This window comes from Brevundimonas sp. (genome assembly GCF_030682035.1).
Lineage (GTDB): Bacteria > Pseudomonadota > Alphaproteobacteria > Caulobacterales > Caulobacteraceae > Brevundimonas.
This window is the reverse complement of record NZ_JAUXQZ010000025.1, coordinates 399,263-424,372: the sequence shown is the minus strand read 5'-3', so window position 1 is coordinate 424,372 and position 25,110 is coordinate 399,263. Positions and strand designations below refer to the sequence as shown.

The 25,110-nt window shown below is 67.9% G+C and carries 20 protein-coding genes; 9 read left to right on the top strand and 11 right to left on the bottom strand.

What is annotated here, in order from left to right; all coding sequences use genetic code 11:
• Positions 1–14: 14 nt before the first annotated feature.
• Positions 15–1,373 (top strand): MFS transporter, encoded by a 1,359-nt coding sequence (locus Q8K49_RS07420; RefSeq protein WP_305305100.1) that lies wholly within the window; start codon positions 15–17, stop codon positions 1,371–1,373.
• Here the strand turns inward: Q8K49_RS07420 and Q8K49_RS07415 are convergent.
• Both Q8K49_RS07415 and dapF read right to left on the bottom strand, forming a co-directional pair.
• The gene (locus tag Q8K49_RS07415; protein ID WP_305305099.1) at positions 1,370–3,649 is read right to left on the bottom strand and encodes an NADP-dependent malic enzyme; all 2,280 of its coding nucleotides are present in this window, start codon (positions 3,647–3,649) and stop codon (positions 1,370–1,372) included. The genes Q8K49_RS07420 and Q8K49_RS07415 overlap by 4 nt on opposite strands.
• Before the next feature lie 220 nt (positions 3,650–3,869).
• Positions 3,870–4,748, bottom strand: a complete 879-nt coding sequence (dapF, locus tag Q8K49_RS07410; protein ID WP_305305098.1) for a diaminopimelate epimerase — start codon at positions 4,746–4,748, stop codon at positions 3,870–3,872.
• A gap of 145 nt (positions 4,749–4,893) precedes the next feature.
• On the opposite strand from dapF, the gene Q8K49_RS07405 reads away from it, so the two are divergent.
• Together Q8K49_RS07405 and Q8K49_RS07400 are read left to right on the top strand one after the other, a co-directional pair.
• The gene (locus tag Q8K49_RS07405; protein ID WP_305305097.1) at positions 4,894–7,077 is read left to right on the top strand and encodes a prolyl oligopeptidase family serine peptidase; all 2,184 of its coding nucleotides are present in this window, start codon (positions 4,894–4,896) and stop codon (positions 7,075–7,077) included.
• Between the two features lie 144 nt (positions 7,078–7,221).
• A complete protein-coding gene (locus Q8K49_RS07400) occupies positions 7,222–9,438 on the top strand; it encodes a prolyl oligopeptidase family protein (protein WP_305305096.1) in 2,217 nt (738 codons plus the stop codon).
• Between the two features lie 34 nt (positions 9,439–9,472).
• On the opposite strand, the gene Q8K49_RS07395 is transcribed toward Q8K49_RS07400, so the two are convergent.
• From Q8K49_RS07395 to ftsY, 3 genes are all read right to left on the bottom strand, one after another.
• Positions 9,473–10,096, bottom strand: a complete 624-nt coding sequence (locus tag Q8K49_RS07395) for a MarR family winged helix-turn-helix transcriptional regulator (protein WP_305305095.1) — start codon at positions 10,094–10,096, stop codon at positions 9,473–9,475.
• 80 nt (positions 10,097–10,176) lie between these two features.
• Positions 10,177–10,869, bottom strand: coding sequence for an inner membrane-spanning protein YciB (locus Q8K49_RS07390; RefSeq protein WP_305305094.1), 693 nt, complete (start codon positions 10,867–10,869; stop codon positions 10,177–10,179).
• A gap of 3 nt (positions 10,870–10,872) precedes the next feature.
• A complete protein-coding gene (gene ftsY, locus Q8K49_RS07385) occupies positions 10,873–11,808 on the bottom strand; it encodes a signal recognition particle-docking protein FtsY (RefSeq protein WP_305305093.1) in 936 nt (311 codons plus the stop codon).
• Positions 11,809–12,012: 204 nt separating this feature from the next.
• Here ftsY and Q8K49_RS07380 point away from each other — a divergent pair, with 204 nt between their 5' ends.
• Complete coding sequence (locus Q8K49_RS07380; RefSeq protein ID WP_370867740.1) at positions 12,013–14,052, top strand: NAD(+) synthase; 2,040 nt, start codon at positions 12,013–12,015, stop codon at positions 14,050–14,052.
• 76 nt (positions 14,053–14,128) lie between these two features.
• Here the strand turns inward: Q8K49_RS07380 and Q8K49_RS07375 are convergent, their stop codons facing one another.
• Positions 14,129–15,007, bottom strand: a complete 879-nt coding sequence (locus Q8K49_RS07375) for an alpha/beta fold hydrolase (protein WP_305305092.1) — start codon at positions 15,005–15,007, stop codon at positions 14,129–14,131.
• An 89-nt stretch (positions 15,008–15,096) separates the two neighbouring features.
• Complete coding sequence (locus Q8K49_RS07370; protein ID WP_305305091.1) at positions 15,097–15,609, bottom strand: HAD family hydrolase; 513 nt, start codon at positions 15,607–15,609, stop codon at positions 15,097–15,099.
• 152 nt (positions 15,610–15,761) lie between these two features.
• Here Q8K49_RS07370 and Q8K49_RS07365 point away from each other — a divergent pair, with 152 nt between their 5' ends.
• Genes Q8K49_RS07365 through Q8K49_RS07355 form a run of 3 tightly spaced genes read left to right on the top strand, consistent with a single transcriptional unit; the run spans position 15,762 to position 18,304 of the window.
• A complete protein-coding gene (locus tag Q8K49_RS07365; protein ID WP_305305090.1) occupies positions 15,762–16,919 on the top strand; it encodes a DegT/DnrJ/EryC1/StrS aminotransferase family protein in 1,158 nt (385 codons plus the stop codon).
• A 9-nt stretch (positions 16,920–16,928) separates the two neighbouring features.
• The gene (locus Q8K49_RS07360; protein WP_305305089.1) at positions 16,929–17,864 is read left to right on the top strand and encodes a Gfo/Idh/MocA family protein; all 936 of its coding nucleotides are present in this window, start codon (positions 16,929–16,931) and stop codon (positions 17,862–17,864) included.
• Complete coding sequence (locus Q8K49_RS07355; protein WP_305305088.1) at positions 17,861–18,304, top strand: hypothetical protein; 444 nt, start codon at positions 17,861–17,863, stop codon at positions 18,302–18,304. Before Q8K49_RS07360 ends, Q8K49_RS07355 begins: the two co-directional genes overlap by 4 nt.
• Here Q8K49_RS07355 and Q8K49_RS07350 read toward each other — a convergent pair.
• Together Q8K49_RS07350 and Q8K49_RS07345 are read right to left on the bottom strand one after the other, a co-directional pair.
• Positions 18,301–18,780 (bottom strand): MaoC family dehydratase, encoded by a 480-nt coding sequence (locus Q8K49_RS07350; RefSeq protein WP_305305087.1) that lies wholly within the window; start codon positions 18,778–18,780, stop codon positions 18,301–18,303. The two genes, Q8K49_RS07355 and Q8K49_RS07350, sit on opposite strands and share 4 nt — an antisense overlap.
• On the bottom strand, positions 18,777–19,772 hold the full coding sequence (locus Q8K49_RS07345; protein ID WP_305305086.1) for a threonine/serine dehydratase: 996 nt from the start codon (positions 19,770–19,772) through the stop codon (positions 18,777–18,779). Before Q8K49_RS07345 ends, Q8K49_RS07350 begins: the two co-directional genes overlap by 4 nt.
• Positions 19,773–20,035: 263 nt before the next feature.
• Here Q8K49_RS07345 and glpK point away from each other — a divergent pair, with 263 nt between their 5' ends.
• Both glpK and Q8K49_RS07335 read left to right on the top strand, forming a co-directional pair.
• The gene (gene glpK, locus Q8K49_RS07340; protein ID WP_305305085.1) at positions 20,036–21,541 is read left to right on the top strand and encodes a glycerol kinase GlpK; all 1,506 of its coding nucleotides are present in this window, start codon (positions 20,036–20,038) and stop codon (positions 21,539–21,541) included.
• Positions 21,538–22,629, top strand: a complete 1,092-nt coding sequence (locus Q8K49_RS07335) for a phosphotransferase family protein (RefSeq protein WP_305305084.1) — start codon at positions 21,538–21,540, stop codon at positions 22,627–22,629. The genes glpK and Q8K49_RS07335 overlap by 4 nt, the downstream gene beginning before the upstream one ends.
• Here the strand turns inward: Q8K49_RS07335 and Q8K49_RS07330 are convergent.
• Both Q8K49_RS07330 and Q8K49_RS07325 read right to left on the bottom strand, forming a co-directional pair.
• Positions 22,626–24,362 carry a CHAT domain-containing protein gene (locus Q8K49_RS07330; protein ID WP_305305083.1) on the bottom strand — a complete coding sequence of 579 codons (1,737 nt, stop codon included), beginning with the start codon at positions 24,360–24,362 and terminating at the stop codon, positions 22,626–22,628. The two genes, Q8K49_RS07335 and Q8K49_RS07330, sit on opposite strands and share 4 nt — an antisense overlap.
• 11 nt (positions 24,363–24,373) lie before the next feature.
• Positions 24,374–25,039 carry a hypothetical protein gene (locus Q8K49_RS07325; RefSeq protein WP_305305082.1) on the bottom strand — a complete coding sequence of 222 codons (666 nt, stop codon included), beginning with the start codon at positions 25,037–25,039 and terminating at the stop codon, positions 24,374–24,376.
• Positions 25,040–25,110 lie beyond the last annotated feature (71 nt).

Sequence of the window (25,110 nt, the reverse complement as noted above, 5' to 3'; positions counted from 1 at the left end):
AGAGGGACGCACCGATGACCGACAACGCCACAGAAACCGCGCCGCGCAAGGCGGGCGTGAAGGAGGTTTTCAAGGCGCTGGGTCGTGGGCGCGTCCTGATCACCCTGTTGCTGGGCTTCGGTTCCGGCCTGCCGTTCCTGCTGACCGGCGCGACGCTCAGCCTCTGGCTGGCGGAGGGCGACGTGGCGCTATCCGCCATCGGTTTCATCTCCTGGGTCGGCTTGGCCTATTCCTTCAAATTCCTCTGGGCGCCGGTCGTCGACCGGTTCGACGTCCCGATTCTCGGGCGGTTCGGGCGCCGCCGCGGCTGGATGCTTCTGTCCCAGATATTGGTCGGGGCAGCCCTGATCGCGATGGCCATTATTGGCCCGGAAGGCGGACTAACGGCCTTGGGCTCGGCCGCTCTGGTCACGGCCTTCGCCTCAGCGACCCAGGACATCGTCGTCGACGCCTGGCGGATCGAGAGCGCCGAGAACGATGAGGACCTGGGCCTGCTGACCTCGGCCTACCAGTTGGGTTACCGGTTCGCGATTCTGGCCGGCAATGCGCTGATCCTGTTCTTCGCCACCTGGTTCGGCTGGAACGGGGCTTACGGCATCTGGGGCGCGGCCATGTCGATCGCGATCGTCGCGACCCTGTTCGCGAAGGAACCGCTGGATCGTTCGGCCATCGCGAAAGCCACCGGAGGCGCAGCGCCATGGACGCCGCGCGGCATGTTCGACGCGGTCGTGGGCCCGTTCATCAACTTCCTGAAGACGCACAAGACCGCCGCCCTGTTGATGCTGGCGGCGATCAGCCTCTACCGGCTGCCGGACTTCGTTATGGGACCGATGGTCGGACCCTTCTATCTCGAACTAGGTCTGACCAAGGAGGCCATCGGGGCCATGCGCCTCAGTTTCGGTCTGGCGGGCTCGATCGCCGGCATCGCCGCCGGCGGCCTGTGCGCGCTCCGGTTCGGCTTTGGCCGGACCCTGCTGCTCGGCGCCCTGATCGGCCCGATGTCGAACCTCGGCTACACCCTGATGGCGCTGGTCGGGCTCTCAACGCCGATGTTCGCCGGGGTCCTGTTCGTCGAGAACTTCAGCGAAGGCCTGGCCGGCGCCGCCCTCGTCGCCTACATGTCGAGCCTCACCGGCATTGGCTATACGGCCACCCAGTACGCCTTGCTCAGTTCGTTTTACGCCCTGCTCGGCAAGTTCCTGAAGGGCTTCTCGGGCGTGGTCGTCGAGGGCTTGCAGCAAGGGCATGAGCTGATGGTCGCCTATGCCCTGTTCTTCGCGGGCACTGCGGCCGTGGGGATTCCGGCCGTCATCCTGTGCTGGATGCTGGATCGCCGGAATCGCCGGCTGAAGGCTGCGGCGGGCCTCGTCTAGCCCTCCGCCACAGCCCCTTCGTCATAGGCGGCGAAGGTGGCGGCGGTGATGATTTCGCTGACCGAGGCGCCGAGGCTGACGATCTGGACGGACTTCTCAAGCCCGACCAGCAACGGCCCGATCACGGTCGCGCCGCCCAGTTGCTGGACCAGTCGGGTCGAGATGGCGGCCGAATGGATCGCCGGCATCACCAGCACATTGGCGTGGCCCGACAGGCGCATGAACGGATAGGCCGCCCGGGCGTCGGTATCGAGCGCCAGCTCCGGCGGCATCTCGCCCTCGTATTCGAAATCGACGCCGCGCGCGTCGAGGATGCGGATGGCCTCGCGCACCTTCTCGCCGCGATCGCCCGGAGGGTTGCCGAAGGTCGAATAGCTGAGGAAGGCCACGCGCGGGGTCTTGCCCAGCTTGCGCACCGTGGCCGCGGCCTGGATGGCGATCTCGGCCAGTTCCTCCGCGTTCGGAAGTTCGTGGATCGAGGTGTCGGCGACGAACAGGGTGCGCCCCCTGGCGAGCAGGATCGACAGGCCGATCATCCGCTCCTTGACGTCGAGGACGCGCCGGACCTCCTTCAGCACCATGTTGAAATTACGGGTCACCCCGGTGACCATGCAGTCGGCCTGGCCGCGGGCGCACATGGCGGCGGCGAAATAGTTGCGGTCCTGATTGATCATCCGCTGAACGTCGCGGCGCAGATAGCCCCGGCGCTGAAGCCGGGCGTAGAGCCAGTCGGTGTAGTCGGCGTTATGCTCGCTGACGCGGGCGTTGACGATCTCGATGCCCATGTCGTCGAAGATCAGGCCGGCCTCGGCCGCGTTCTTGCGGATCAGCTCCTCGCGGCCCAGCAAAATGGGCGTGCCCAGTTCGGCCTGTTTGAAGCCCCAGGCGGCGCGGATGACGGCGGTCTCCTCGCCTTCGGCGAACACGACGCGCTTGTTGGACGCGGCGCGCACGGCGCCGGAGATGTTCTGCATCAGGGCGGCGGACGGATCGAGGCGCGACCGCAGTTCGGTCCGGTAGGCGTCCATGTCCTCAATCGGTTTGCGCGCCACGCCGGTATCCATCGCGGCCTGGGCGACGAAGGGCGGGATGTACCAGATCAGGCGCGGGTCGAACGGCGTCGGGATGATGTAGTCGGGGCCAAATTTCAGCTTGCGGCCGCGATAGGCGGCGGCGACCTCGTCGGGCACGTCCTCGCGGGCGAGGGCGGCCAAGGCCTGGGCGCAGGCGATCTTCATCTCGTGATTGACGCGGCGGGCGCGCACGTCCAGCGCGCCGCGGAAGATGTAGGGGAAGCCGAGGACGTTGTTGACCTGGTTGACGTAGTCGGAGCGGCCGGTGGCCATGATGGCGTCCGATCGCACGGACAGCACGTCTTCGGGCGTGATCTCCGGGTCCGGATTGGCCATGGCGAAGATGATCGGATTGGGCGCCATCGAGGCGACCATTTCCTTGGTGATCGCCCCCTTGGCCGAGAGGCCGAGGACAACATCGGCGCCTACCATGGCCTCGGCGAGGGTGCGGTGCGGGGTGTCGGTGGCGTGGGCGGCCTTCCACTGGTCGACATTGTCGCGGCCCTTCCAGACGACGCCGTCGCGGTCGACGATGACAGTGTTTTCGGCCCGGACCCCGACGGCCTTCATCAGTCCGATCGAGGACAGGCCCGCGGCCCCGGCGCCGGCCAGAACGACCTTGATGTCCTCCAGCTTCTTGCCGGTGATGTGGCAGGCGTTGATCAGGCCGGCGGTCGATATGATGGCCGTACCGTGCTGGTCGTCGTGGAAGACCGGGATGTCGAGCAGGTCCTGCAGCTCGCTCTCGATGACGAAACATTCCGGGGACTTGATGTCCTCCAGATTGATGCCGCCCCAGGTGTCGCCGATGTTCTTGACCACGGTGATGAATTCGTCCGGGTCGGTGGTCTTGACCTCGACGTCGAAGCTGTCGACGTCGGCGAAGCGTTTGAACAGGACGGCCTTGCCCTCCATCACCGGCTTGGACGCCATGTGGCCGAGGTTGCCGAGCCCGAGGATGGCTGTGCCGTTGGAGATGACGGCGACCAGATTGCCCTTGGACGTATAGTCGTAGGCCTTGTCGATATCGGCGGCGATGGCCAGCACCGGAATGGCCACGCCGGGCGAATAGGCCAGCGACAGGTCGCGTTGGGTCGCCATCGGCTTGGTCGGCGCCATGGAAATCTTGCCCGGGGTCGGGCTGCGGTGAAACTCCAGCGCGTCTTCGTCGGAGAAGGTCTGTTTGTCTGTGAGATCGGCCATGGCTGTTCCTAAGCCGGGGAAGGGGCGGCGACAACCGTCAGGCATGGCGCGTCGCCGCCGGAAATCCGTCGGTTGGGATGGGAAGGGCCGGCGGAGCGCCGGGCGCGAAGCCCGGAGACCGGGGGCTCCGCCACAGGTTCGCGCTATCGCGCGCCGCTGGGTTCCGGGTCTACGGCTCGCTTCGCTCGCCTTCGCCCGGAATGACGATAGCAGGGAGGGGTCAGACCTTCAGCGTGCCCGTCCGTTCGACCTCGACCGGCCCGGTCATGAAGACATGGTCGGTCGCCTCGTCCCACTCGACCCGCAGTTCGCCGCCATCGACCTCGATGGTCGCCGCGCGACCGGTCAGACCTCGGCGGGCGGCGGCGACGAGGGCGGCGCAGGCCCCGGTGCCGCAGGCCCGGGTCAGGCCGGCGCCGCGCTCCCAGACCCGCAGCCGGATATGGTCGGGCGCGATGACGTGGGCGAAGCCGACGTTGACGCCCTCGGGAAAGCGCGGGTGGTGTTCGATCAGCGAGCCTGTGCCGCGCACGAAGGCGTCGTTGGGCGCACGGTCCATGAAGAAGACGACGTGCGGATTGCCCATGGAAACAGCGCCGGGCGTGTGCAGCACCGGGTCGTCGATGGGGCCGACCTGAAGCTCTATGCCGCGGGTGTCCATTTCCTCGTCGAGCGGGATCTGGGCCCAGTCGAGACGCGGCGCGCCCATATCCACTTTGATGTGGGCCGTGGTCGTCGGCCCTTCGGGGCCTCCCGACCCGACACGGCCTCGGCCTTCGGCACGCCAAGCCGTGGTCGGCCCGCCGAGGGTGTCGATCAACACCTCGGCCTTGCCGCTCGACTGAAGCAGCATCCAGCCGACGCAGCGCAGGGCGTTGCCGCAGGTCTCGACCACGCCGCCGTCGGCGTTCCAAACCCGCATGAAGGCGTCGGCGCGGTCCGAGGGTTCGAGCGCGATCAGCTGGTCGCAGCCCTCGCCGGTCTCGCGGTCAGCGATGGCGCGCGCCTGGTCGGCCGTCGGTGAGAACGGCGTCTCCAGCGCATTGACGACGACGAAATCGTTGCCGGCGCCGTTCATCTTGACGAAGGGTCGGGTCATCCTGCCGTAAATAGCGTGTCCTGGCTCAAGGCGCGAGACTGGGCGCCTCCAGGATGACAAAGCCGTAACCTCGGCCCGCTGCGGCTTGTGGCCGCCCCGCCGCCCGGTAAGGTGCCGCCCGACCACCCGTCGGGGACACCGCCACATGATCCGCACCGCTGCGCTCGTCGCGCTTTTCGCCTCCACCGCCCTTTCGAGCGCCGCCATGGCCCAGACCTCTGCTCCCGCGCCGGCCGCCGCCGAGACCTCGGGCGGCTTCGCCACCTCGGACGCGACCGACCCCTATCTGTGGCTCGAGGAGATCGACGGCGAACGCGCCATGGCCTGGGTCAATGCCCACAATGAGCATTCGCTGGGCGTGCTGCGCGGCGATCCGCGCTTCGAAGGCCTGCACCAGCAGGCGCTGGAGATCGTCCAGTCGCGCGACCGCATTCCCTCGCCGGGCTTCAACCACGACGGCACGATCGACAATTTCTGGCAGGACGCGGAGCATGTGCGCGGCATCTGGCGCACCACGACGCTGGACAGCTATCGCACCGAGGCGCCGGACTGGGAGACCATCCTCGACTTCGACGCCCTGGCCGCCGCCGAGGGCAAGAACTGGGTCTACAAGGGCGCGACCTGCCTGCCGCCGGATGAAACGCGCTGCCTCGTCTCCCTGTCGGACGGCGGCAAGGACGCCGTCACCATCCGCGAATTCGACCGGACCAGCCGCACCTTCGTGGCGGGCGGTTTCGTGCTCGAGGAGTCCAAGGGCGGGGCGACCTGGGTGGACGAAAACACCCTGCTGATCTCGCGCGACTTCGGTCCCGGCACCCTGACCAGCTCGGGCTACCCGATGATCGTCAAGGTGCTGAGGCGCGGCCAGACGATCGACCAGGCCCGGACGGTCTTCACCGGCCAGCCGACGGATGTCTCGGTCTCGGGCTATACGCTGCGTGACGCCGACGGCGTGGTGCGGGCGACCCTGATCAACCGCGGTGTCAGCTTCTATGAGGGCGAGACCCACCGGCTGAACCCGGACGGCACGACCACGAAGCTGGAACTTCCGGCCAAGTCGAACATCAATGCGCTGGTGCGCGGCCAGATGGTCTTCACCACCGATCAGGACTGGACCGCGCCATCGGGGCAGGACTTCAGGACCGGCGACGTCATCGCCTATGATCTGGCGGCCTGGCTGGCTGACCCGACCGCGCAGGCGCAGCTGGTCATCCGCCCCGGTCCGCGCGAGGCCATCGAGGGCATCTCCAACACCCGCAACAAGCTGGTCGTGGCCCTGTACGAAAACGTGCGCGGCTCGGTCTATGTCTATGAGCCCAACCCGTCGGGCGAATGGACGCGGAGCCGTCTGGATCTGCCGCAGAACGTCTCGGTCGGCGTCGGCTCGGCCAGCGAGCGGGACGACCGCGTCTTTGTCAGCGTCACCGGCTATCTGAACCCGTCCAGCCTGTATCTGGCCGACGCCGCGACGGGCGCGTCGGACCTGACCAAGACCCTGCCGGCCAAGTTCGACGCCACGGGCATGACCGTCGATCAGTTCGAGGCCCGTTCGGCCGACGGGACGATGATCCCCTATTTCGTCGTCCATCGCGGCGACATGGCCATGGACGGTTCGAACGCGACCCTGCTGTACGGCTACGGCGGCTTTCAGTCGTCGTTGCTGCCCGGCTATTCGGCCACGGTCGGCAAGCTGTGGCTGGAGCGGGGCGGGGTCTATGTCGTCGCCAACACCCGAGGCGGGGGCGAGTTCGGTCCCAACTGGCACCAGGCGGCGCTGCAGGCCAACCGCCAGCGCGCGCATGAGGACTATCAGGCCGTGGCGCTCGACCTGATCGCGCGCGGCGTCACCAGCCAGCCGAAGCTCGGCATCATGGGCGGCTCGCAGGGCGGGCTGTTCATGGGGGCGATGCTGACCCAGCGTCCGGACCTGATCAACGCCGCGGTCATCCAGGTGCCGCTGTTCGACATGCTGCGCTTCCACCGCCTGCTGGCCGGGGCCTCGTGGATGGCCGAATACGGCAATCCGGACGTTCCGGCGGAACGGGCGTGGATCCAGGCCTATTCGCCCTATCAGAACCTGCGCGCCGACCAGCCCTATCCCGAGGTTTTCATCCACACCTCGACCAAGGACGACCGCGTCCATCCCGGCCACGCCCGCAAGGCGGCGGCGCGGCTGGAGGAACTGGGCTATCCGGTGCTGTTCTACGAGAACACCGACGGCGGCCACGCGGCAGGGGCGAATCTGCGCGAGACCGCCCGGCGGCTGGCGCTGGAATACACCTATCTGACCCGGCGACTGATGGACACGCAGATCCCGCCGCCGGAGTAGGCCACGCGTTCCTCCCCCACCGGGGGAGGGGGACCGCGAAGCGGTGGAGGGGTCTTTCCACCGCGCACGGTCCAACACCCCTCCACCATCCTTCGGATGGTCCCCCTCCCCCGTTGGGGGAGGAATAGATGTGCGGAGTTTGAAATGAAGCGATTGATCCTGTCCGCCGCGATTCCGGCGCTGATGCTCGCGGCCTGCGCGGGCGACCCGGCGATGATGCAGGTTCCGGCCGTGACCGTGGCCGATGTTCCGCGTCCGTTGCAGACCCCGCCGCCGCACATGCCGTCCGACCTCACCCCCGCCGGCGTCCGCGCCGCCGACGACCATCTGGCGCTGGAAGAGGTCAACGGGACCGAGGCCATGGCCTTCGTCGCGGGCGAGAACCAGCGCTCGCTGGCCGCCCTGACCGGCGACCCGCGCTATGAGACCTTCCGCCAGCAGGCCGAGGCCATCCTGACCGCCACCGACCGCATTCCCTCGCCCAGCTTCCTCGGCGAGGGTGTCGGCAATTTCTGGCAGGACGCGGCCAATCCGAAAGGCGTGTGGCGGCGCACCACGCTGGACTCATATCGGTCAACGAGCACGCAGTGGGAGACGATGCTCGACATCGACGCCCTGGCCCGCGCCGAGGGCCGCGACTGGGTCTGGAAGGGCGCCGACTGCCTCGCCCCCGACGAGACCCGCTGCCTGATCTCCCTGTCCGACGGCGGCAAGGACGCCGTCGTGGTGCGCGAGTTTGATGCGTCCACCGGCCTGTGGGTCGAGGACGGCTTCATCCTGCCCGAGGGCAAGCACCGGCTGGAGTGGCTGGACCGGGACACGCTGCTGGTCGCCACGGATTTCGGCCCGGGCACGCTGACCGAGAGCGGCTACCCCTTCATCGTCAAGTCGCTGAGGCGCGGCCAGACGCTGGCGCAGGCGGCGGAGGTCTATCGGGGGGACATCGGCGACGGCGGTTATGGGGTCAGCGCTTCAGTGCTTCGCGACGGCTCAGGCCGGGCGCTCGCGACGATCATCAGCCGCCCACTCGACACCTTCCGTAGCGAGACCTGGGCGCTGGGATCTGACGGCCGCCCGTACCGGCTCATGCTGCCCGAGCGCGTGTCGGTGCGGGGTGCGATGGGCGACCGGCTCGTCTTCACCATTGAGGAGCCATGGACGTTTGACGGCCACACCTATCCGGCGGGCTCGCTACTGGCGCCGCCGATCAGCCGACTGGGCGAGGTGCGCGACGCCGCCCTGACCTCGCCCGCGGACATGCTGGTCTTCTCGCCCTCGGAGCGGCAGTCGGTGGAAGAGATCAACGTCCTCGACGAGGAGATCGCCGCCACGATCTACGACAATGTCCGTGGGCGCCTGACGGTATTCGAATGGGGCCCGAGGCGCTGGGAGGACCGGAGCGTCCAGGTGCCGGAAAACGTTTCGGTCCACCTCGGAGACTTGTCCCGGAGCAGCGGCCGGTTCTTCTATTCCGTCGAAGGCTTCCTGACGCCCTCGACGCTGAGGCTCGCCGACGCTCGGACCGGCCAGGTGGAGACCCTACGCACCGCCCCCGCCCGTTTCGACGCCTCGACCCATGTCGTCGAACAATTCGAGGCCCGGTCCTCGGACGGGACCATGATCCCCTATTTCGTCACCCGACCGCGCGACCTCGTCATGGACGGCCACGCGCCGACGATCATCTACGGCTACGGCGGGTTCCAGCTGTCCAAGCCGCCGGCCTATATCGCCGAGATGGGAAAGCTCTGGCTCGAGAACGGTGGGGTCTATGTCAACGCCAACATCCGCGGCGGCGGCGAGTTCGGGCCCCAATGGCACCAGAGCGTGCTGAACGAGAACCGCCAGCTGGCCTTTGACGATTTCGCCGCCGTGGCCGCCGACCTGCACCGGCGCGGGATCACCTCGCCGCGCCGCACCGGCATCTATGGTCGATCGAACGGCGGGGTGCTGACCTCGGTGACGATGACGCAGCACCCGGAGCTGATCCATGCGGCGGTGATCGAGAGCCCGCTGATCGACATGCTGCGCTATCACGAACTGCCCGCCGGGGCCTCGTGGATCGGCGAATACGGCGACCCGCGCATCCCCGAGGAAGCCGCCTGGATCGCGCGTTACTCAGCCTATCAGAACCTTCGTCCGGGAGCGGAATATCCGCGCGCCTATATCACCACCAACACCCGCGACGACCGCGTCCATCCGGGTCATGCGCGGAAGTTCGCCGCCCGCCTGACCGACATGGGTTATGACCACCTATATTACGAAGAGACCTCAGGCGGCCATTCCAACGACGCCGATCCGGTCGCCAACGCGAGGCGCTGGGCGCGGCACTATGTCTATCTGAGCCAGCAGCTGATGGATTGAGAGGGCCTCCCCCTCCCATCGGGAGAGGGTTCGCTTACGCTGGTTCGACGAGCTTGAGCTTCGCGGCCTTCTTCGGCTTCTCGGACTTTTCCGGCTTGGCCGGCTTTTCGGCCTTCGCCGGCCTGGCCGCCTTCTTGGCCAGCTTCTTCGCCTCGCGCGCGGCCTTCTTGGCGGCGCGGGCCTCGGCCCTGGCCTTGTCGGGGGCCGCATCGGCCTCGCCGGCCAGTTCGGCCAGCAGGCCGAGGAAGCCTTCCCGCTTGGGCTTGGGCAGCAGGGCGAGAATGCGTTTGTCGGCGGCCTCGACCTTCGGGCGGGCGGCGTCCAGCGCGATCTGACCGGGGCCGGACAGGCTGACCGCCTTGGCGCGGGCGTCGACGGCCGATTTCTCGCGGGCCAGCAGGCCCTTGGTGGTCATGCGCGAAACCAGGTCGGCCAGGGTCGAACGGTCGATGCCGGTGGCGCGGACCAGATCGGTCTGGGTCAGGCCGGATTTCTGCGACACCGCCTCCAGCACGGCGAACTGACGCTGGGTCAGGCCATCGGGGCCGGTCTCCTCGGAATAGATGTCGAGCGCCAACTGCAGCACACGGTGCATCAGATGGCTGGGCGATCCGCCCAGACTCCCGCTGCGCTTCGACTTGTTCCCGGACTTGACCATGAACCGTATCCCTTGGGCCTCGATGAGGCAGACCTAGCAGTCGCACTTAACGGTTTGACGACGGATGATCCGCCGGCGGTTCATGGCGCGGTATCCGGCCCCGCCGGGGCCATGGGATCGACCGGCGCATCGGTCGAGGTGAGGTTGCGCATGATCAGCGGGATCTGCGACAGGCCGAAGGCCGAGGACGCGATCCACAGCACACCCCGGAAGCTGACCCAGACGTCGGCCGGATCGACGTCGCCGCGGCCGAGCTGGGCGGCGGCCCAGCCGACCAGCGCCTCGCTGCGGACCAGTTCGTTGACGATCGCGACCGCGAAGAAATAGACGCCGTAGCGGAGGGTCAGCGTGCGCCACGCCCGATCGTTGATCGGGATCACCGTGCCCAGCAGGGCCTTCAGTGGCTGTTTGTTGAGCAGTGCGCCACCGATCAGGGCGACCGCCAGCGACAGGTTCAACGCCGTGACCTTGACCTTCACCCACAGGCCGTCTCCGGTCAGCACGGTCAGCAGGCCGAAGACCAGGGCGAAACCGCCGACCAGCAGGGGCATCAGGGCCAGACGTTTCTCGACGATCAGACCGACCGCGACACCGACCGCGGACCCGGCGACCAGAAACCACGTCGCCTGGACCAGGGCCTCTTCGCCGCTCATGCCGCGCAGGCGCATTACCAGAAAAGCGAGACCGAAGGCCAGAAGACCGCCGAAATCCACGGCCTGACGCAGGCCGGACTCCTTCTTTAGGGTGGGTTCGGGTTCGCCGGCGTCACTCATGCATCAGTCCTCAAGCCCCACCAGCGATCTTGAAAAGGCTCGCGCGTCGAAGGGTTGCAGGTCGTCGACGCCTTCGCCGACGCCGATCAGCTTGATCGGCGCGTCCGAGGCCTGGGCGACGGGCACCAGAACTCCGCCGCGCGCCGTGCCGTCCAGCTTGGTCATGACCACGCCCGAGACATAGGCGGTGCGGCCGAAGACCTTTTCCTGCTCCAGCGCATTGCGCCCCACAGTGGCGTCCAGCACCAGCAGCGTCTCATGCGGGGCTTCCGGATCGATCTTCTTCAGCACGCGCACGATCTTCAGCAGTTCGTCCATCAGGGCCGTCTTGTTCTGCAGCCGGCCGGCGGTGTCGATCAGGACCACGTCGTATCCTTCGGCCTTCGCCCTGGTATAGGCGTCGAAGGCCAGGCCGGCGGGATCGGCTCCATCGCGGCGGCTCTCGAAGGTCGCGCCGGCGCGTTCGGCCCAGATCTTCAGTTGTTCGCGGGCGGCGGCCCGGAAGGTGTCGCAGGCCACGATCATCACCTTGGCGCCCTGTCCGGTCAGGTCAGCGGCGATCTTGCCAAGGGTGGTGGTCTTGCCGGAGCCGTTGACGCCGACGAACAGGGTGACGAAGGGGCGGGGGCCGTTGAGGGGCTCGTAGCGGGCCTCGTGTTGGACCAGTTCGGCGGCGACGGCCTCGGCCAGGGCTTCCTTGACCTCGTGTTCATTGGCGCCGGCGCCGAAGCGCAGCTCGCGGAAGCGGGCGACGATGCGGTCGGTGGCGGCCGGGCCGAGATCGCTTTCCAGCAGATGCTCTTCCAGCTGGTCCAGCGCGGCTTCGCTGAGAGGTTCCTTGACGAAGGCGGCGACGACCTGCTCGGTCATCTGTTTGGAGGAGCGGGAAAGTCCCTCGCTCAGCCGCGAGAGCCAGCCCTTTTTCGGCGTATCGTTCATGGACCGGGCTTAGCCGGTTCGTTCGGTAAAATCACCAAAAGGGTGAAAGTTCGCTCGGTTGTTGAAATCCGCTCATCCCCCCGCGAAGGCGGGGACCCAGTTCTTTGGGTGATTCGTTATGTCCTGTATGAGCATATCCCTTGATCCAGCCGCGCCTCGCTGGACAGCACTGGGTCCCCGCTTTCGCGGGGATGAGCGGAAGAGATGATGGCCGAAGCGTTCCATAACCCCCGCACCCACGGCTTCGTCCGCGTGGCCGCCGCTACGCCGGTCGTGCACATCGCCGATCCGGCCGCCAATGCGGAGGAACACGCCGCCCTGATCCGTCAGGCGGGCGAGCAGGGCGTGGACCTGATCGTCTTCCCCGAGTTGTCGTTGAGCGGCTACGCCATCGACGACCTGCTGATGCAGGACGCGCTGCTTGCCGAGGTGGAGCGGCGCATCGCCGAACTGGCCGGGGTCGCGGATGAGGCCGGGGTCGTGGCGGTGGTCGGCGCGCCGATCCGCAACGGCGACGCCCTCTACAATTGCGCCGTGGTGTTGGGCTCGGGCGCGGTGCTGGGCGTCGTGCCCAAGACCTATCTGCCCAACTACCGCGAATATTACGAGAAGCGCTGGTTCGCGCCGGCGGCCAGCCGGTCCGAGGACTCGGTGGTCCTGAACGGCGAGACGGTCGATTTCGCGCCGGGCCTGATCTTCGAGGCGGCAAACCGTCCGGGGTTCGTCTTCGCCGCCGAGATCTGCGAGGACTTCTGGGCCCCGCAGCCGCCGTCGACGCGCGCGGCCCTGGCCGGGGCGCGCATTCTGCTGAATCTGTCGGCTTCCAACATCCTGATCGGCAAGGCGGACGAGCGGGCCGTGCTGTGCGCCAGCCAGTCGATGCGGACGATCTCGGCCTATGTCTTCACCGCCTCGGGCTGGGGCGAGAGCACCACCGATCTGGCATGGGACGGTCAGGCGACGATCCATGAGCTGGGCGCGAAACTGGCCGAGGGCGAGCGGTTTTCGCTGCAAAGCCATCTGACCCTCGCCGACATCGACGTGGAGCGGATCGGTCTGGACCGACTGCGCAACGGAACCTTCGCCGACTGCGCCCGGATCGAGGGCGAGCCCGCGACCGTCGTGCCCTTCGAGGCGCACGAGAGCGAAGGGCCGGGCAATCTGATCCGCCCGATGGACCGGTTCCCCTTCGTGCCTGACGACCCCGCCCGGCTGGACCAGGATTGTTTCGAGGCTTTCAACATCCAGGTGCAGGGGCTGATGCGCCGGATGAAGGCGACGAACGGCGAGCGCGTCGTCATCGGGGTCTCAGGCGGGCTGGATTCGACCCAGGCCCTGCTGGTGGCTTGCCGGGCGTTCGACCGGCTGAAACTGCCGCGCGGCAATATCCTGGGCTTCACCCTGCCGGGATTTGCGACCTCGGACGGGACGAAGTCGAACGCCCATGCCCTGATGAAGGCGCTGGGGGTCAGCGCGCACGAGATCGACATCCGCCGCACGGCCGAGAAGATGCTGGCCGACATCGGCCATCCGTTCTCGATGGGACAGCCGGTGCACGACATCACCTTCGAGAATGTGCAGGCCGGTCTGCGAACTGACTATCTGTTCCGGCTGGCGAACCAGAACGGGGCCTTTGTGCTGGGCACCGGCGACCTGTCGGAACTGGCGCTGGGCTGGGCCACCTATGGCGTCGGCGACCATATGAGCCATTACAACGTCAACGGCGGGGTGGCGAAGACCCTGATCCGACACCTGATCCGCTGGGTGGCCGACAGGGAGCACGCGGGCGAGGCCGCCGCCGTCCTGCACGCCGTGCTTGACACCCCGATCTCGCCGGAACTGGTCCCCGCCGGCGCCGACGGCAGGATCCAGTCGACCGAGGCCACGGTCGGCCCCTATGCGCTGAACGACTTCTTCCTGTTCTACGTCACCCGCTTCGGGATGAAGCCCTCGAAGGTGGCCTATCTGGCGCATCAGGCGTGGAAGGATGCGGCGACCGGCGAATGGCCGGCCAATACGCCCGACGACGAGCGCGTCGCCTACGATCTCGCGACCATCAAGGGCTGGCTGCGCAAATTCCTGTTCCGCTTCTTCCAGACCAGCCAGTTCAAGCGGTCAGCGCTGCCAAACGGGCCGAAGGTCGTCACTGGCGGATCGCTCTCGCCCCGTGGCGACTGGCGGGCTCCGTCAGACGCGACGGCGCGGGTGTGGCTGGACGAGCTGGAGACTAACGTGCCGGACTGAGGCAGCAGGCATCAGGCATCAGGCAACGGGTCCTCAGGTTCACGACCTTTCTGATGCCTGATGCCTGTTGCCTCTTTCAGGGCAGTTCGCTCAAAAACGGAAAGATCGCCGCCTTGGCCTCGGGCTCGTCCAGCATGGGCGCGTGGCCGACGCCGGGGACTTCGACGAAATCCATCTTTGGGGCGCGCTTGCGCATCTTCGCTACCTGGGTCGGGCCGAGCAATTTCGAGAGTTCGCCACGCACCAGCAGGACAGGTCGCTGTTTCGCAAGTCGTCGAAATTGGGGCCAGAGGGGCGGCACCATGACCTTGGGGCCGTCGGCGTGGACGGGAACGGCGATGTCCGGGTCGTAGTCCAGAACCAGCGACCCGTCCGTCCCGACCCGGAAGGTGCGCCGCGCGAAGGAATCCCAGTCGGCGTCGGTATAACGAGGAAAATTGGCTGACTGGAAGCTCCGGATATAGGCGGCCGCCTCGTCCCAAGTCGCAATCTCCACCGGCGGGGCGCAAATATAGTCAGCGATGGCGGTCAGGGTTTCAGAGACCACGTCCGGTCCGATATCATTCAGGATGGCGGCGGCGACAGCTTTCGGACGCAGGCCGGAAGCGGCCAAGGTGATCAACCCCCCCATGGATGTTCCCAGAAAGACGGCCCGTTCGATGCCCGACTGGTTGAGCAGGGCCAGCACGTCCTGGGCATAGGTCGCGGGCTGGTAGGTCACCGGGTCGGGGGCCCGGTCCGACTGGCCACGGCCACGAATGTCCACGGCCAGCACCCGCCGGCCGCTCTGGGCGATCAGGGGAGCGATAGCGTCGAAATCGGCCGAGTTGCGGGTCAGGCCATGGATGGCGATGACCGGCAGCTTCGCCGTCCCGGACGCCGCGGCATAGTCGCGCGCGTACAGGCACAGGCCGTCGGAACTGGTCCAGCGGCGCTCGGCGAAGGTTTGGGACATGGGGGCAGGCTCCGAAGGCTGACGGCCCAGTCTATTTAACGGGCGAGGGAAATCCCACCCGACGCGAACTGACAGCCGATGTCAGCTCTTCAATGGCCCAGCAGTTCCCGGACGAATTCGTGCAGGTCGCCGCCCTCGAAGCGGAAGCCCGGCACCCCGGCGCGGCGAGCGGCCTCCATGTCCGACGGCTGGTCGCCGATCATGAAACTCTTCGCCGGATCGATGTTCTGGTCGGCGATGGCCCGCAGGATCATGCCCGGATTGGGTTTTCGGTCCGGATGGTCCGGATGGATATAGGCTTCGACCCGACCCTCACTGTGAAAGGGACAGGCGTAGACGGCGCCGATCACCGCCCCTTTGGCCGCCAGTCTGCGGACGATCAGGGCGTTGAAGGCCTTCATCTGGGCTTCGCTGAACAGGCCCCGGGCCACGCCCGACTGGTTGGTGACGATGACGCACAGATAGCCGAGCTTGTTCAACTGCCGCACCGCCTCGGCCGCGCCGGGCGTCAGGCGCAGATGCTCTTCCAGATGGGGATAGCCGGTGTCCTCGATCAGCACGCCGTCGCGGTCGAGAAACACGGCGGGAACGCCGGATGTCATGGTCGCTGCGAATACGACGCCCGGCGCGGTCGTTGCAACCCGTCACGCGAAGTGACGGCCGCGGATTTGGCCTGGAGGCGGCCGATTTGGTAGGAGGCCGCAACCACTACGGCGCTGACGCCGCCCGCCGCGCGTCCGGAGACCCTTCCGACATGAGTATTTCCTTCATCGACCTGCAGGCCCAGCGCCTTCGCCTCAACGGCCGGATCGAAGCCGCCGTGCAGGACGCCGTCGTTGGCGGCGCCTGGGTCATGGGCCCGCAGGTGCGCCAGTTCGAGGCCGATCTGGCCGCCTTTGGTCAGGCGAAGCACGCCCTGGGATGCGCCAACGGCACCGATGCCCTGGCCTTGCCGCTGATGGCCTGGGGGATCGGGCGGGGTGATGCCGTGTTCGTGCCCAGCTTCACCTTCGCCGCCACCGCCGAGATCGTGCCATGGTTCGACGCCGAGCCGGTCTTCGTCGACGTCGACGCCACGACCTACAACATCGACCCCGGCCACCTCGAGGCCGCGATCGAGGCGACGATCAAGGAAGGTCGCCTCAAGCCGCGTGTGGTCATCGCCGTCGACCTGTTCGGCCAGCCCGCCGACTATCCGGCGATCAAGGCGATCTGCGACAAGCACGGGCTGAAGCTGATCTGCGATTCGGCCCAGGGCTTCGGCTGCACCATCGACGGCGAGCATCCGCTGAAATGGGCGGACATCACCACCACCAGCTTCTTCCCGGCCAAACCGCTGGGCTGCTACGGCGACGGCGGGGCGGTGCTGACCAATGACGACGACCTGGCCCAGCTGATCGATTCCCTCCGCGTGCACGGCAAGGCGGTGGCGCGCGATCTGGAGGGCAGGACCTTCGACCACGACCCCAAATATCTGAACATGCGCATCGGCCTGAACAGCCGTCTGGACACCATCCAGGCCGCTGTCCTGATCGAGAAGCTGAAGGTGTTCGGTCAGGAGATCGAATGGCGCAACCGGATCGCCGCCCGCTACAATTCGGGCCTGCGCCCTCACGTCGCCGCTGTGCCGGACGTGCCCGCCGGCAATGTCTCCAACTGGGCCCAGTATACGATCGAGCATGGCGACCGCGACGGTCTGGCCGCCCATCTGAAGGCGCAGGGGGTGCCGACGGCAGTCTATTATCCGATCCCGCTGCACCTGCAGCCGGCCTATGACATGTACCCGCGCGGACCGCAGGGCCTGCCGGTCACCGAACGGTTGATGGGGCGGGTGATCAGCCTGCCGATGCACGCCGATCTCGATGAAGCGACACAGGACGGGATTATCGCGGCGGTCGCCAGCTTCCGCTAGGATCATCGCATGACCCAACACCTTCCCCCGCTCAAGGTCGGCGTCGCCGGCGCCGGCGTCATGGGGCGCAACCACGCCCGCGTCCTGTGCGACATCCGCGACTTCGACCTGACCGCCGTCTTCGACCCCGACGCCGCCACGGCCGAGGGCGTCGCCGGCCTGTATGACGCGAAGGCCTTCACCACCGCCGCTGACTTCGTCGCCGCCGGCCTCGACGCCGCGGTGGTCGCCACGCCGAACCGGCACCACGCCGAGCTGGGCGTCGCCCTGCTTGAGGCCGGGGTCCATGTGCTGGTGGAGAAGCCGATCGCCGCCACAGTCGCCGACGCCCAAAGGATGATCGACGCCGCCCACGCCAATGACCGTGTGCTGATGGTCGGCCAGGTCGAGCGCTTCAACCCGGCCGTGGATGCGGTCAAGCGCGCCATCGACGGCGACCAGGTCATCTCGATCCAGGTCACCCGCGTCGGCCCCTTCCCACCGCGCATGGGCGAAGTTGGCGTCGTCATCGATCTGGCGGTGCACGACATCGACATCATCCGTCACCTGACGGATTCCGAGATCGTTGAGGTCCAGCCCCAGCTGGCCCGCACCAAGGCCGAGCGTGAGGACACCGCCCTGCTGCAGTTCCGTCTGGCCAACGGGACCATCGCCCATATCACCACCAACTGGGTGACGCCCTACAAGGTCCGCACCCTGCAGGTTGCGACCATGAACCGGTTTGTGGTCGCCGACCTGATGACCCGTCAGGTCACGGAGTATTTCGGCCAGCAGGCCGACGGCTCCTACCAGACCCGGGCCGTCAACAGCTGGCCCGCCGAGCCGCTGAAGAAGGAGCTGGAGGCCTTCGCCCACGCGATCCGCACAGGCGAACCGCCGGCGGTCACGGGCGAGGACGGGCTACGGAATCTGGAAGTGGCGTTGAGGTGTCTGGGGGAGGGGTGAAGGCTGTGATCCCGGATGTTCGATCGGCATGGCGACAAAACTGGCTGGGTTCGCTTCAGGAGCTTGCGGACTTCAATCTTCAGAAACGGGCTTGGTTAAACCCGAACAATACCAACCCCCACTACTCATATGTGGAGTATGTGGCGTGCTACTTCGACGACCTGCGCCTTGCCTCTCGCGACAGCTATTCGGGCGTCGTTGATGAGGGGCTGTTGACCCCAGCAGAGGCCTCAGCGGCGGCGGAGTTTCACGCCCGCTTTGATGCTTACGTCGATCTGCGCCATTCGGATCCCGAGGTGATCTTGGCCGACCCCAAGTGGCTGGAGGTTGTGGAAGCTGCGCGTGCCGCTCAAGCGAGGTTGTTGGTCCTGTTGGACGACGATGCTGAGAAAGCTATCCTGACCCGTCGGTCGCCGTACGCGATATCTGCGGCCTCCTAACCCACCACCTGCATCCCCAGCCACTCCGCGATCAGGGCCGGCTTCTCCGCGCCGTCGATCTCGACCGTGACCTCGTGCTTCAGCAGCCACCGCCCGCCGCCCTTGTCTTCGGCGGACAGCAGTTTGAACCGGCCACGGACGTTTGAGCCGGCGGGCACCGGCGCGAGAAAGCGCAGTTTGTCGAAGCCGTAGTTGACCCCCATCACCACGCCTTCCAGCGGCGGGACGGCGTCATAGGTCATGGCCGAGAGCAGGCTGAGCGTCAGAAAGCCGTGGGCGATGGCGCCGCCGAACGGGGTCTGGGCCGCCGCCACGGGATCGATGTGGATGAACTGGCGATCCTCGGTGATCTCGGCGAAGGCGTCGATGCGGGCCTGGTCGACGGTGATCCAGCGGCTGACGCCGATCTCCTGACCGATCAGGCCGGACAGGTCGGCGACGGGGATCGGCGTTCCCTTGCGTTCGGTGCGGCTCATGCGGACTTCCCCCAGGTTTCCGGATCGAACCGGTCTTCGATGATGGCGGCGAACAGAACGGGATCAACATTGCCGCCCGACAGGATGACGGCGGTGGTGCGGTCGCGCGTTTCGACCTTGCCGGCCAGGACGGCGGCCAGCGACACGGCGCCGCCCGGCTCGACCACCTGTTTCAGCACCCGGAAGGCGTAGCGCACGGCCTCGGCCACCTCGGCGTCGGACACTGTCTCGACCCGGTCGACCCGGCGGTTGATCGGGAAGGTCAGCTCGCCCGGCCGGTCGGTCATCAGGGCGTCGCAGATGGTCCCGGGCGCCGGCGCATGGGTCAGCCGCTCGCCCGCCGCGATCGACAGCTGCATGTCGTTGTAGTGCTGCGGCTCGACCGCGATCACCGGGGTGTCTGGCGACAGGGCCTCCATCGCCAGATTGACGCCCGCGATCAGGCCACCGCCCGAGGCGCCGCAGACCAGTTGATCGATCAGGCCGTCCGCCTGTTCCATGACCTCCAGCCCGATGGTGCCCTGCCCCTCGATGACGAAGGGGTCGTCGAACGGACGGACGAGGATAGAGCCCTTCGAAGCCGCGATCTCCTCGCCGATGGCCTCGCGGCTTTCGGTATAGCGGTCGTACATCCGCACCTCGCCGCCGAAACCGATGACGCCCTCGACCTTCACCCTGGGGCTGTCGGCGGGCATGACGATGATGGCCTCGACGCCGAGGATCTGCGCCGCCGCGGCGACGGCCTGGGCATGGTTGCCCGAGGAATAGGCCACGACCCCGCGCGCCTTCTCCGCGTCGGTCAGCCGGCTGATCCGGTTCCAGGCGCCGCGGAATTTGAAGGCCCCGGCAAGCTGCAGGTTCTCCGCCTTCATCAGCACCCGGCCCCCCAGCCGCTCGTTGAGCGCGGGGCTCTCGATCAGGGGTGTGCGGACGGCATGGCCGGCGATCTGGCGGGCGGCGTCGCGGACGCCGGCGAATGAGGCGGTGTGCATGGGAGACTCATACCGACCCATCGGTCCCGGCGAAAGCCGGGCCTAAGGGCGTCGTCCTGACCGCCGGAAGGTTCATCACAAAGGACACGACGAATTCACAAAGGACACAACGGGGTCTGCGCCTCGTTCCCATCCCGTCGTGTCCGTTGTGACCCGTTGTGTTCGTCGTGATGAACCTTCCGGCCCCGAACCCCCAACTCATGGGTTCCGGCTTCGCCGGGATCAGCGGTTGAGTATCCCGAAGGTCACTCTAACCTGCCCGGATGAAGTCTCTGATCCTCGCCATCGACCAGGGCACGACCTCGACCCGGGCTATCGCCTTCGAGGCCGCACCCGAGGGCGGTTTACAGCCTGTCGCCGTCAGCCAGATCGAGCTTGAGCAGCATTTCCCGCATCCGGGCTGGGTCGAGCATGACGCCGGAGAGATCTGGGGGGCGACCCTGCAGACCTGCCGCGCGGTCATTGAGGAGGCCGGCGGGGTCGAACGTTTCGCCGCCATCGGCATCACCAACCAGCGTGAGACCTCAGTGCTCTGGGACGCGGCGACCGGTGAGCCGCTGCATCGCGCCATCGTCTGGCAGGATCGGCGCACGGCGGATGTGACCTCGAAACTGGCCGCGGCCGGGCATGAGCCGATGGTGCAGGCGGCGACCGGCCTGATTCTCGACCCCTATTTCTCGGCCTCGAAATTCGCCTGGTTGCTGGACGCCGTGCCCGGCGCGCGTGCCCGGGCCGAGGCGGGCGAGGTCAAGGTCGGGACCATCGAGACCTGGCTGATCTGGAAACTGACCGGCGGCGCCAGCCACGTCACCGACGCGACCAACGCCAGCCGCACCTCGCTGATGGACCTCGCCGTCCGGAAATGGCGGCCGGACCTCGCCGGGCTGTTCAATGTGCCGATTGCGGCTCTGCCGGAAATCCGCGGCTGTGCGGATCATCTCGGCGATTGTGACCCGTCCCTGTTCGGCACGGCCGTCCCGATCCACGGCGCGGCGGGAGACCAGCAGGCGGCGCTCGTCGGTCACGGCGCGCTCAAGGCCGGAGACGCCAAGATCACCTACGGCACCGGCGCCTTCCTCGTCGCCAATGTCGGGATTGAACCCGTCGGCTCCACCAGCCGGCTTCTGGGCACCTTGGGCTACGCCGTGGGCGATGACGTGGCCTATGCTCTCGAAGGCTCGATCTTCTCGGCCGGGTCGGCGATCCAGTGGCTGCGGGACGGGCTCAAGGTCATCAGCGACGCGGGCCAGTCCGAGGCCATGGCGGAAGGCTTGGAGGACAACGGCGGCGTCTATCTGGTCCCCGGCTTCACCGGCCTCGGCGCGCCGTGGTGGGAGCCGGAGGCGCGCGGGACCATCGTCGGCCTGACCCGCGACAGCGGTCCGGCCCAGATGGTGCGGGCGGCGCTGGAATCTCTGGCCTATCAGACCCGCGACCTGCTCGACGCGCTGGCGAAGGACGGGGCGCCGCCGCTCAAGGTGCTCAAGGTCGACGGCGGGGTCACCGCCAACGCCTTCGCCATGCAGTTCGTCGCCGACATCTGCGACGTCGTGGTCGAACGCCCGGCCTTTCAGGAAATGACGGCCCTGGGCGCGGCCAGGCTGGCCGCTCTGGGCATCGGCCTGATCAGCGATCTGGAGGACCATCCCGTCGAGGCTCCGGCGCGCTGGACGCCGCGAATGGAGGCCGACGAACGCGCCCGGTTGCTGAGGGGCTGGCGCAGCGCCGTGCGCGCCGCCATCATCGCCGCCCATCCGGAAGACGCATGACCCAGCCCGCCGACGACGACGCGCCCGATTCCGATGCTCAGGCGACCTTCTCCGGCACGCGCGAGGTCGATCCCCGCTATGCGCTGGACGAGGCCGCGTTGGACCGCTGGTTGGCGGCGAATGTCGAAGGCTATGCCGGGCCGCTGACGGTGCGCCAGTTCAAGGGCGGCCAGTCGAACCCGACCTATGAACTGGTCACGCCCGACCACGCCTATGTCCTGCGCCGCAAACCACCGGGGACGTTGCTGCCCAGCGCCCATGCCGTCGACCGCGAGTTCACCGTCATCTCGGCCTTGCATAAACAGGGCTATCCGGTGGCCCGGCCCTGGGCCCTGTGCACGGACGAAACCGTCATTGGCTCAATCTTCTATGTCATGGACAAGGTCGAGGGGCGGGTCCTGTGGGATCTGAAACTGCCGGGTCTGGAGCCCGCCCGGCGCCGCGCCATCTACGACAGCCAGGTCGATACTCTGGCGGTCCTGCACGCCTTCGATCCCGCGGCCATCGGATTGTCCGACTACGGACGGCCCGGCAACTATTTCGAGCGGCAGGTCGGGCGCTGGACCAAACAGTATCGCGCCTCGGAGATCGATCCGATCCCGGCCATGGACCGGCTGATCGAATTCCTGCCCGCGACCCTGCCGCCAGACGGGCCGACACGGATCGTCCACGGCGACTTCCGCCTCGACAATCTGATCCTTGCCCCGGACGGGCCGCAGGTTCGCGCGGTCCTGGACTGGGAGCTGTCGACGCTCGGCGATCCGATGGCGGACTTTTCCTACCTGCTGATCGCCTGGGTGATTCCAGCGACGGCGCGCAACGGACTGGCGGGCGCCGACATCGAGGCGCTGGGCATTCCCTCGGTGGCGGAAACGGTCGAACGCTACGCCCGGCTGACCGGTACGACGCCCGCCAATCTGGACTGGTTGTTCGCCTACAATCTGTTCCGGCTGGCCGCCATCTGTCAGGGCATCGCCGGGCGGGTGCGAGACGGCACGGCCGCCTCGAGCCACGCGCGCACCATGGCGGCGCAGGTGCCGATGCTGGCGGCAGGGGCGCTGAACTTCGCTGAGAAGGCCGGAGCCTAGCCGGGCTCTCCGACGAGGGTGAAAGCCGCCCAATAGGCGGGGTGCGCCCAGCGCCGTTCGGCGCGGACGGCGCGGATGCCCGCCTGCAGCGCCCGGGCGCGCACGCCGGAATCAGTGGCGTGGGGTCCGTCCAGATCGGCGAAGGCCGAGGTGATCAGGGTCGTCGTCGCGGCGTCCGACACCTCCCAGTGCGACACCATCACCGACCGGGCGCCCGCATAGAAGAAGGCGCGCGCCAGTCCGGAAAGTCCCTCGCCGCCGGGCCGCCCGTCGGAGGCCGCGGTGTTGCAGGCCGACAGCACCACGAACTCGGCGTTGAGCCGCAACTGTGCTGCCTCCGAGGCGCTCAGATAGCCGTCGTCGGCTTCGGTGGCCTGATCCGGGGGAGTCATCACCAGCCCGGGCTCGGCGGCGGCGGAGCCGGCCATCAGCCCATGCGTCGAAAAGACCACGAACCGCGCTCGCGACAGGGCGTCGGCGTCGTCGGCGCGCACGGCCCGCTCGGTGGCCTCGGAACCGATGCGGACCAGCGACCCGGGATAGCGGGATTTCAGCGTCTCCAGCTCCAGTTTCGAACCGGGCAGGGAGGGCAGGGCGCGCAGCTTGCGGACATCGGCCAGCCGCCCCTCGCCCGTGACGTCGTCGGCCGCCGGCGAGCCGCGTGTGGCGTTGGCAGGCTCGCCGGTCAGCAGGGGCGCGCCGAAGGCGGCGAGGAGCAGGCGGGCGCCGCCGGCTTCGGGTCGGCGCACCACGGCCCCCCGGCGCGGCGGGCATCCGGGGCTGCGCAGCGCCGGGTCGGCGACAAGGTGACAACGCAGCGCTTCCAGGCTGGACACCGACGGCAGGGTGGCGAGGGCGTAGCGGTCGATCAGCCAGGGCGTCGCCGCCAAGGCCTCGGGCGCGGCGTCTGAGCCGGTCGGCGCGCTGGTCGTCAGCACCGACAGCGGCAGGGAGGTCAGGGCGCCGGTGACGACCGAAATCAGCGTCTTCTTGCCCACGAAAGCGGCCTCGACCGGCCGAACAAGTTCCGTATACAGACGATGCGCTGTGGTCCGGTCGAACGGAGTCGCCTGCGGCCCGGCGAAAAGGATCGGATCGACGTCCTGACCGCCGCGCACGTCTGCGCTGGTCAGGGAGGCTCGCAGCCGGTTCACCGCCGCGGCCATCGCCGCGTCGCCCAGCGTCTCCGCCCGCGCCCATTCGACCCGCTCGCGCGATATGCCCCAGACATAGGTCGCTTCGGGATTGACCAGCACCAGCAGCAGGCCCTCGTCCGGACCGAGCAGGGCTTGCGTCTCCGCGATCGACAGGGCGCGCGGGCTGGTCAGTTCGGAATAGGCGGGGAAGCGGGCGTCGATGTCGGCGTCCACGGCCCGCAGCCGTTCGACCGTCGTCTCCCAAATCGCGCGGGCGCGGGTGCGGTCGGCCAAGGCGTCGGCGTCACCGGAGGCGTAAAGCCGCTCGAGCTCGCGCTCCAGCCGGTCGCGGCGCTGGATCAGGTTCTCACGTTCTTCCGCCAGGCGGCCCAGCGCGTCGTCACCCTGGGCGAACCGGGCCGAGACCCGCGCCAGGGCGTCGGCGGCGTCGGAAGCGATGGCCCATTGCGCCGCCTCATACGCCTCGGCGCGCAGGGCGGCGGTCGTCTCCTGACGTGCGGGGGCGGGGCCGGCGGCGAGAACGGCGGCGATTGCGGCAACCGAAGCCAGACATCTTGCCGCCCAGGCTGGGATCATCCGTTCGGGCCTCAGTTGCTCAGGACCTGGACCTTGGTCCAGACGTCGCCGCGGTTGACGATGTCGATCCGCATCTGGCCGCCGGCGCGCGGCGATACCGTGCAGACCGGATAGTGGTCTCCGAAGCCGTCGCGGCAGACCACGGCGCCGCGCGCATCGCGCACCGTCAGGTCGATATTGGTGTCGCCGTCGCCGATGGCCGCGACGCGCAGGATCTCGCCCCCCCGCGCCTCGACATCGAAGGCCCAGCTCTCGCGGGCCCGCAGCGATTTCACGGTCAGCACCGGTCCGGTCCCGAAGGCCGAAGAGCGCACGCCGCGCGTCAGCGGATCGCGCAGCCGGTCGATGGCGTCAATGAGGCCGGTGTTGTCGCCCGCCATGGCGGCCGCCTCGTCGAGCAGGCTCGTGGCGGTGAAGAAGGCTTCCTCGTCGCCGTCGGCGTCGGTCTGGCGCACCGGCACCTCGGCCAGCAGCCGCGCCGCCATGATCAGGGCTCCGGCATCGCCGCGATCCCGCCCCCACGCGGCCAATTCAGCGGCGGTCAGAACCTGGGTCACGCCGCGTGCGACCGGCGTCAGTACGGCGTCGTCCTGTCCGGCGGTCGCCACGGCGGCGGCGCCGAAAAGCAGGCCGATCGCGAGGCCTGCACCGATCCAGGTCCGTCCGCCGATACGCATCACCGCTCCCGCCCGCTATCCGGCCCATGGACTGGGGGCCAATCATGCACTGTCCGGGGGTTTGCGAGAAC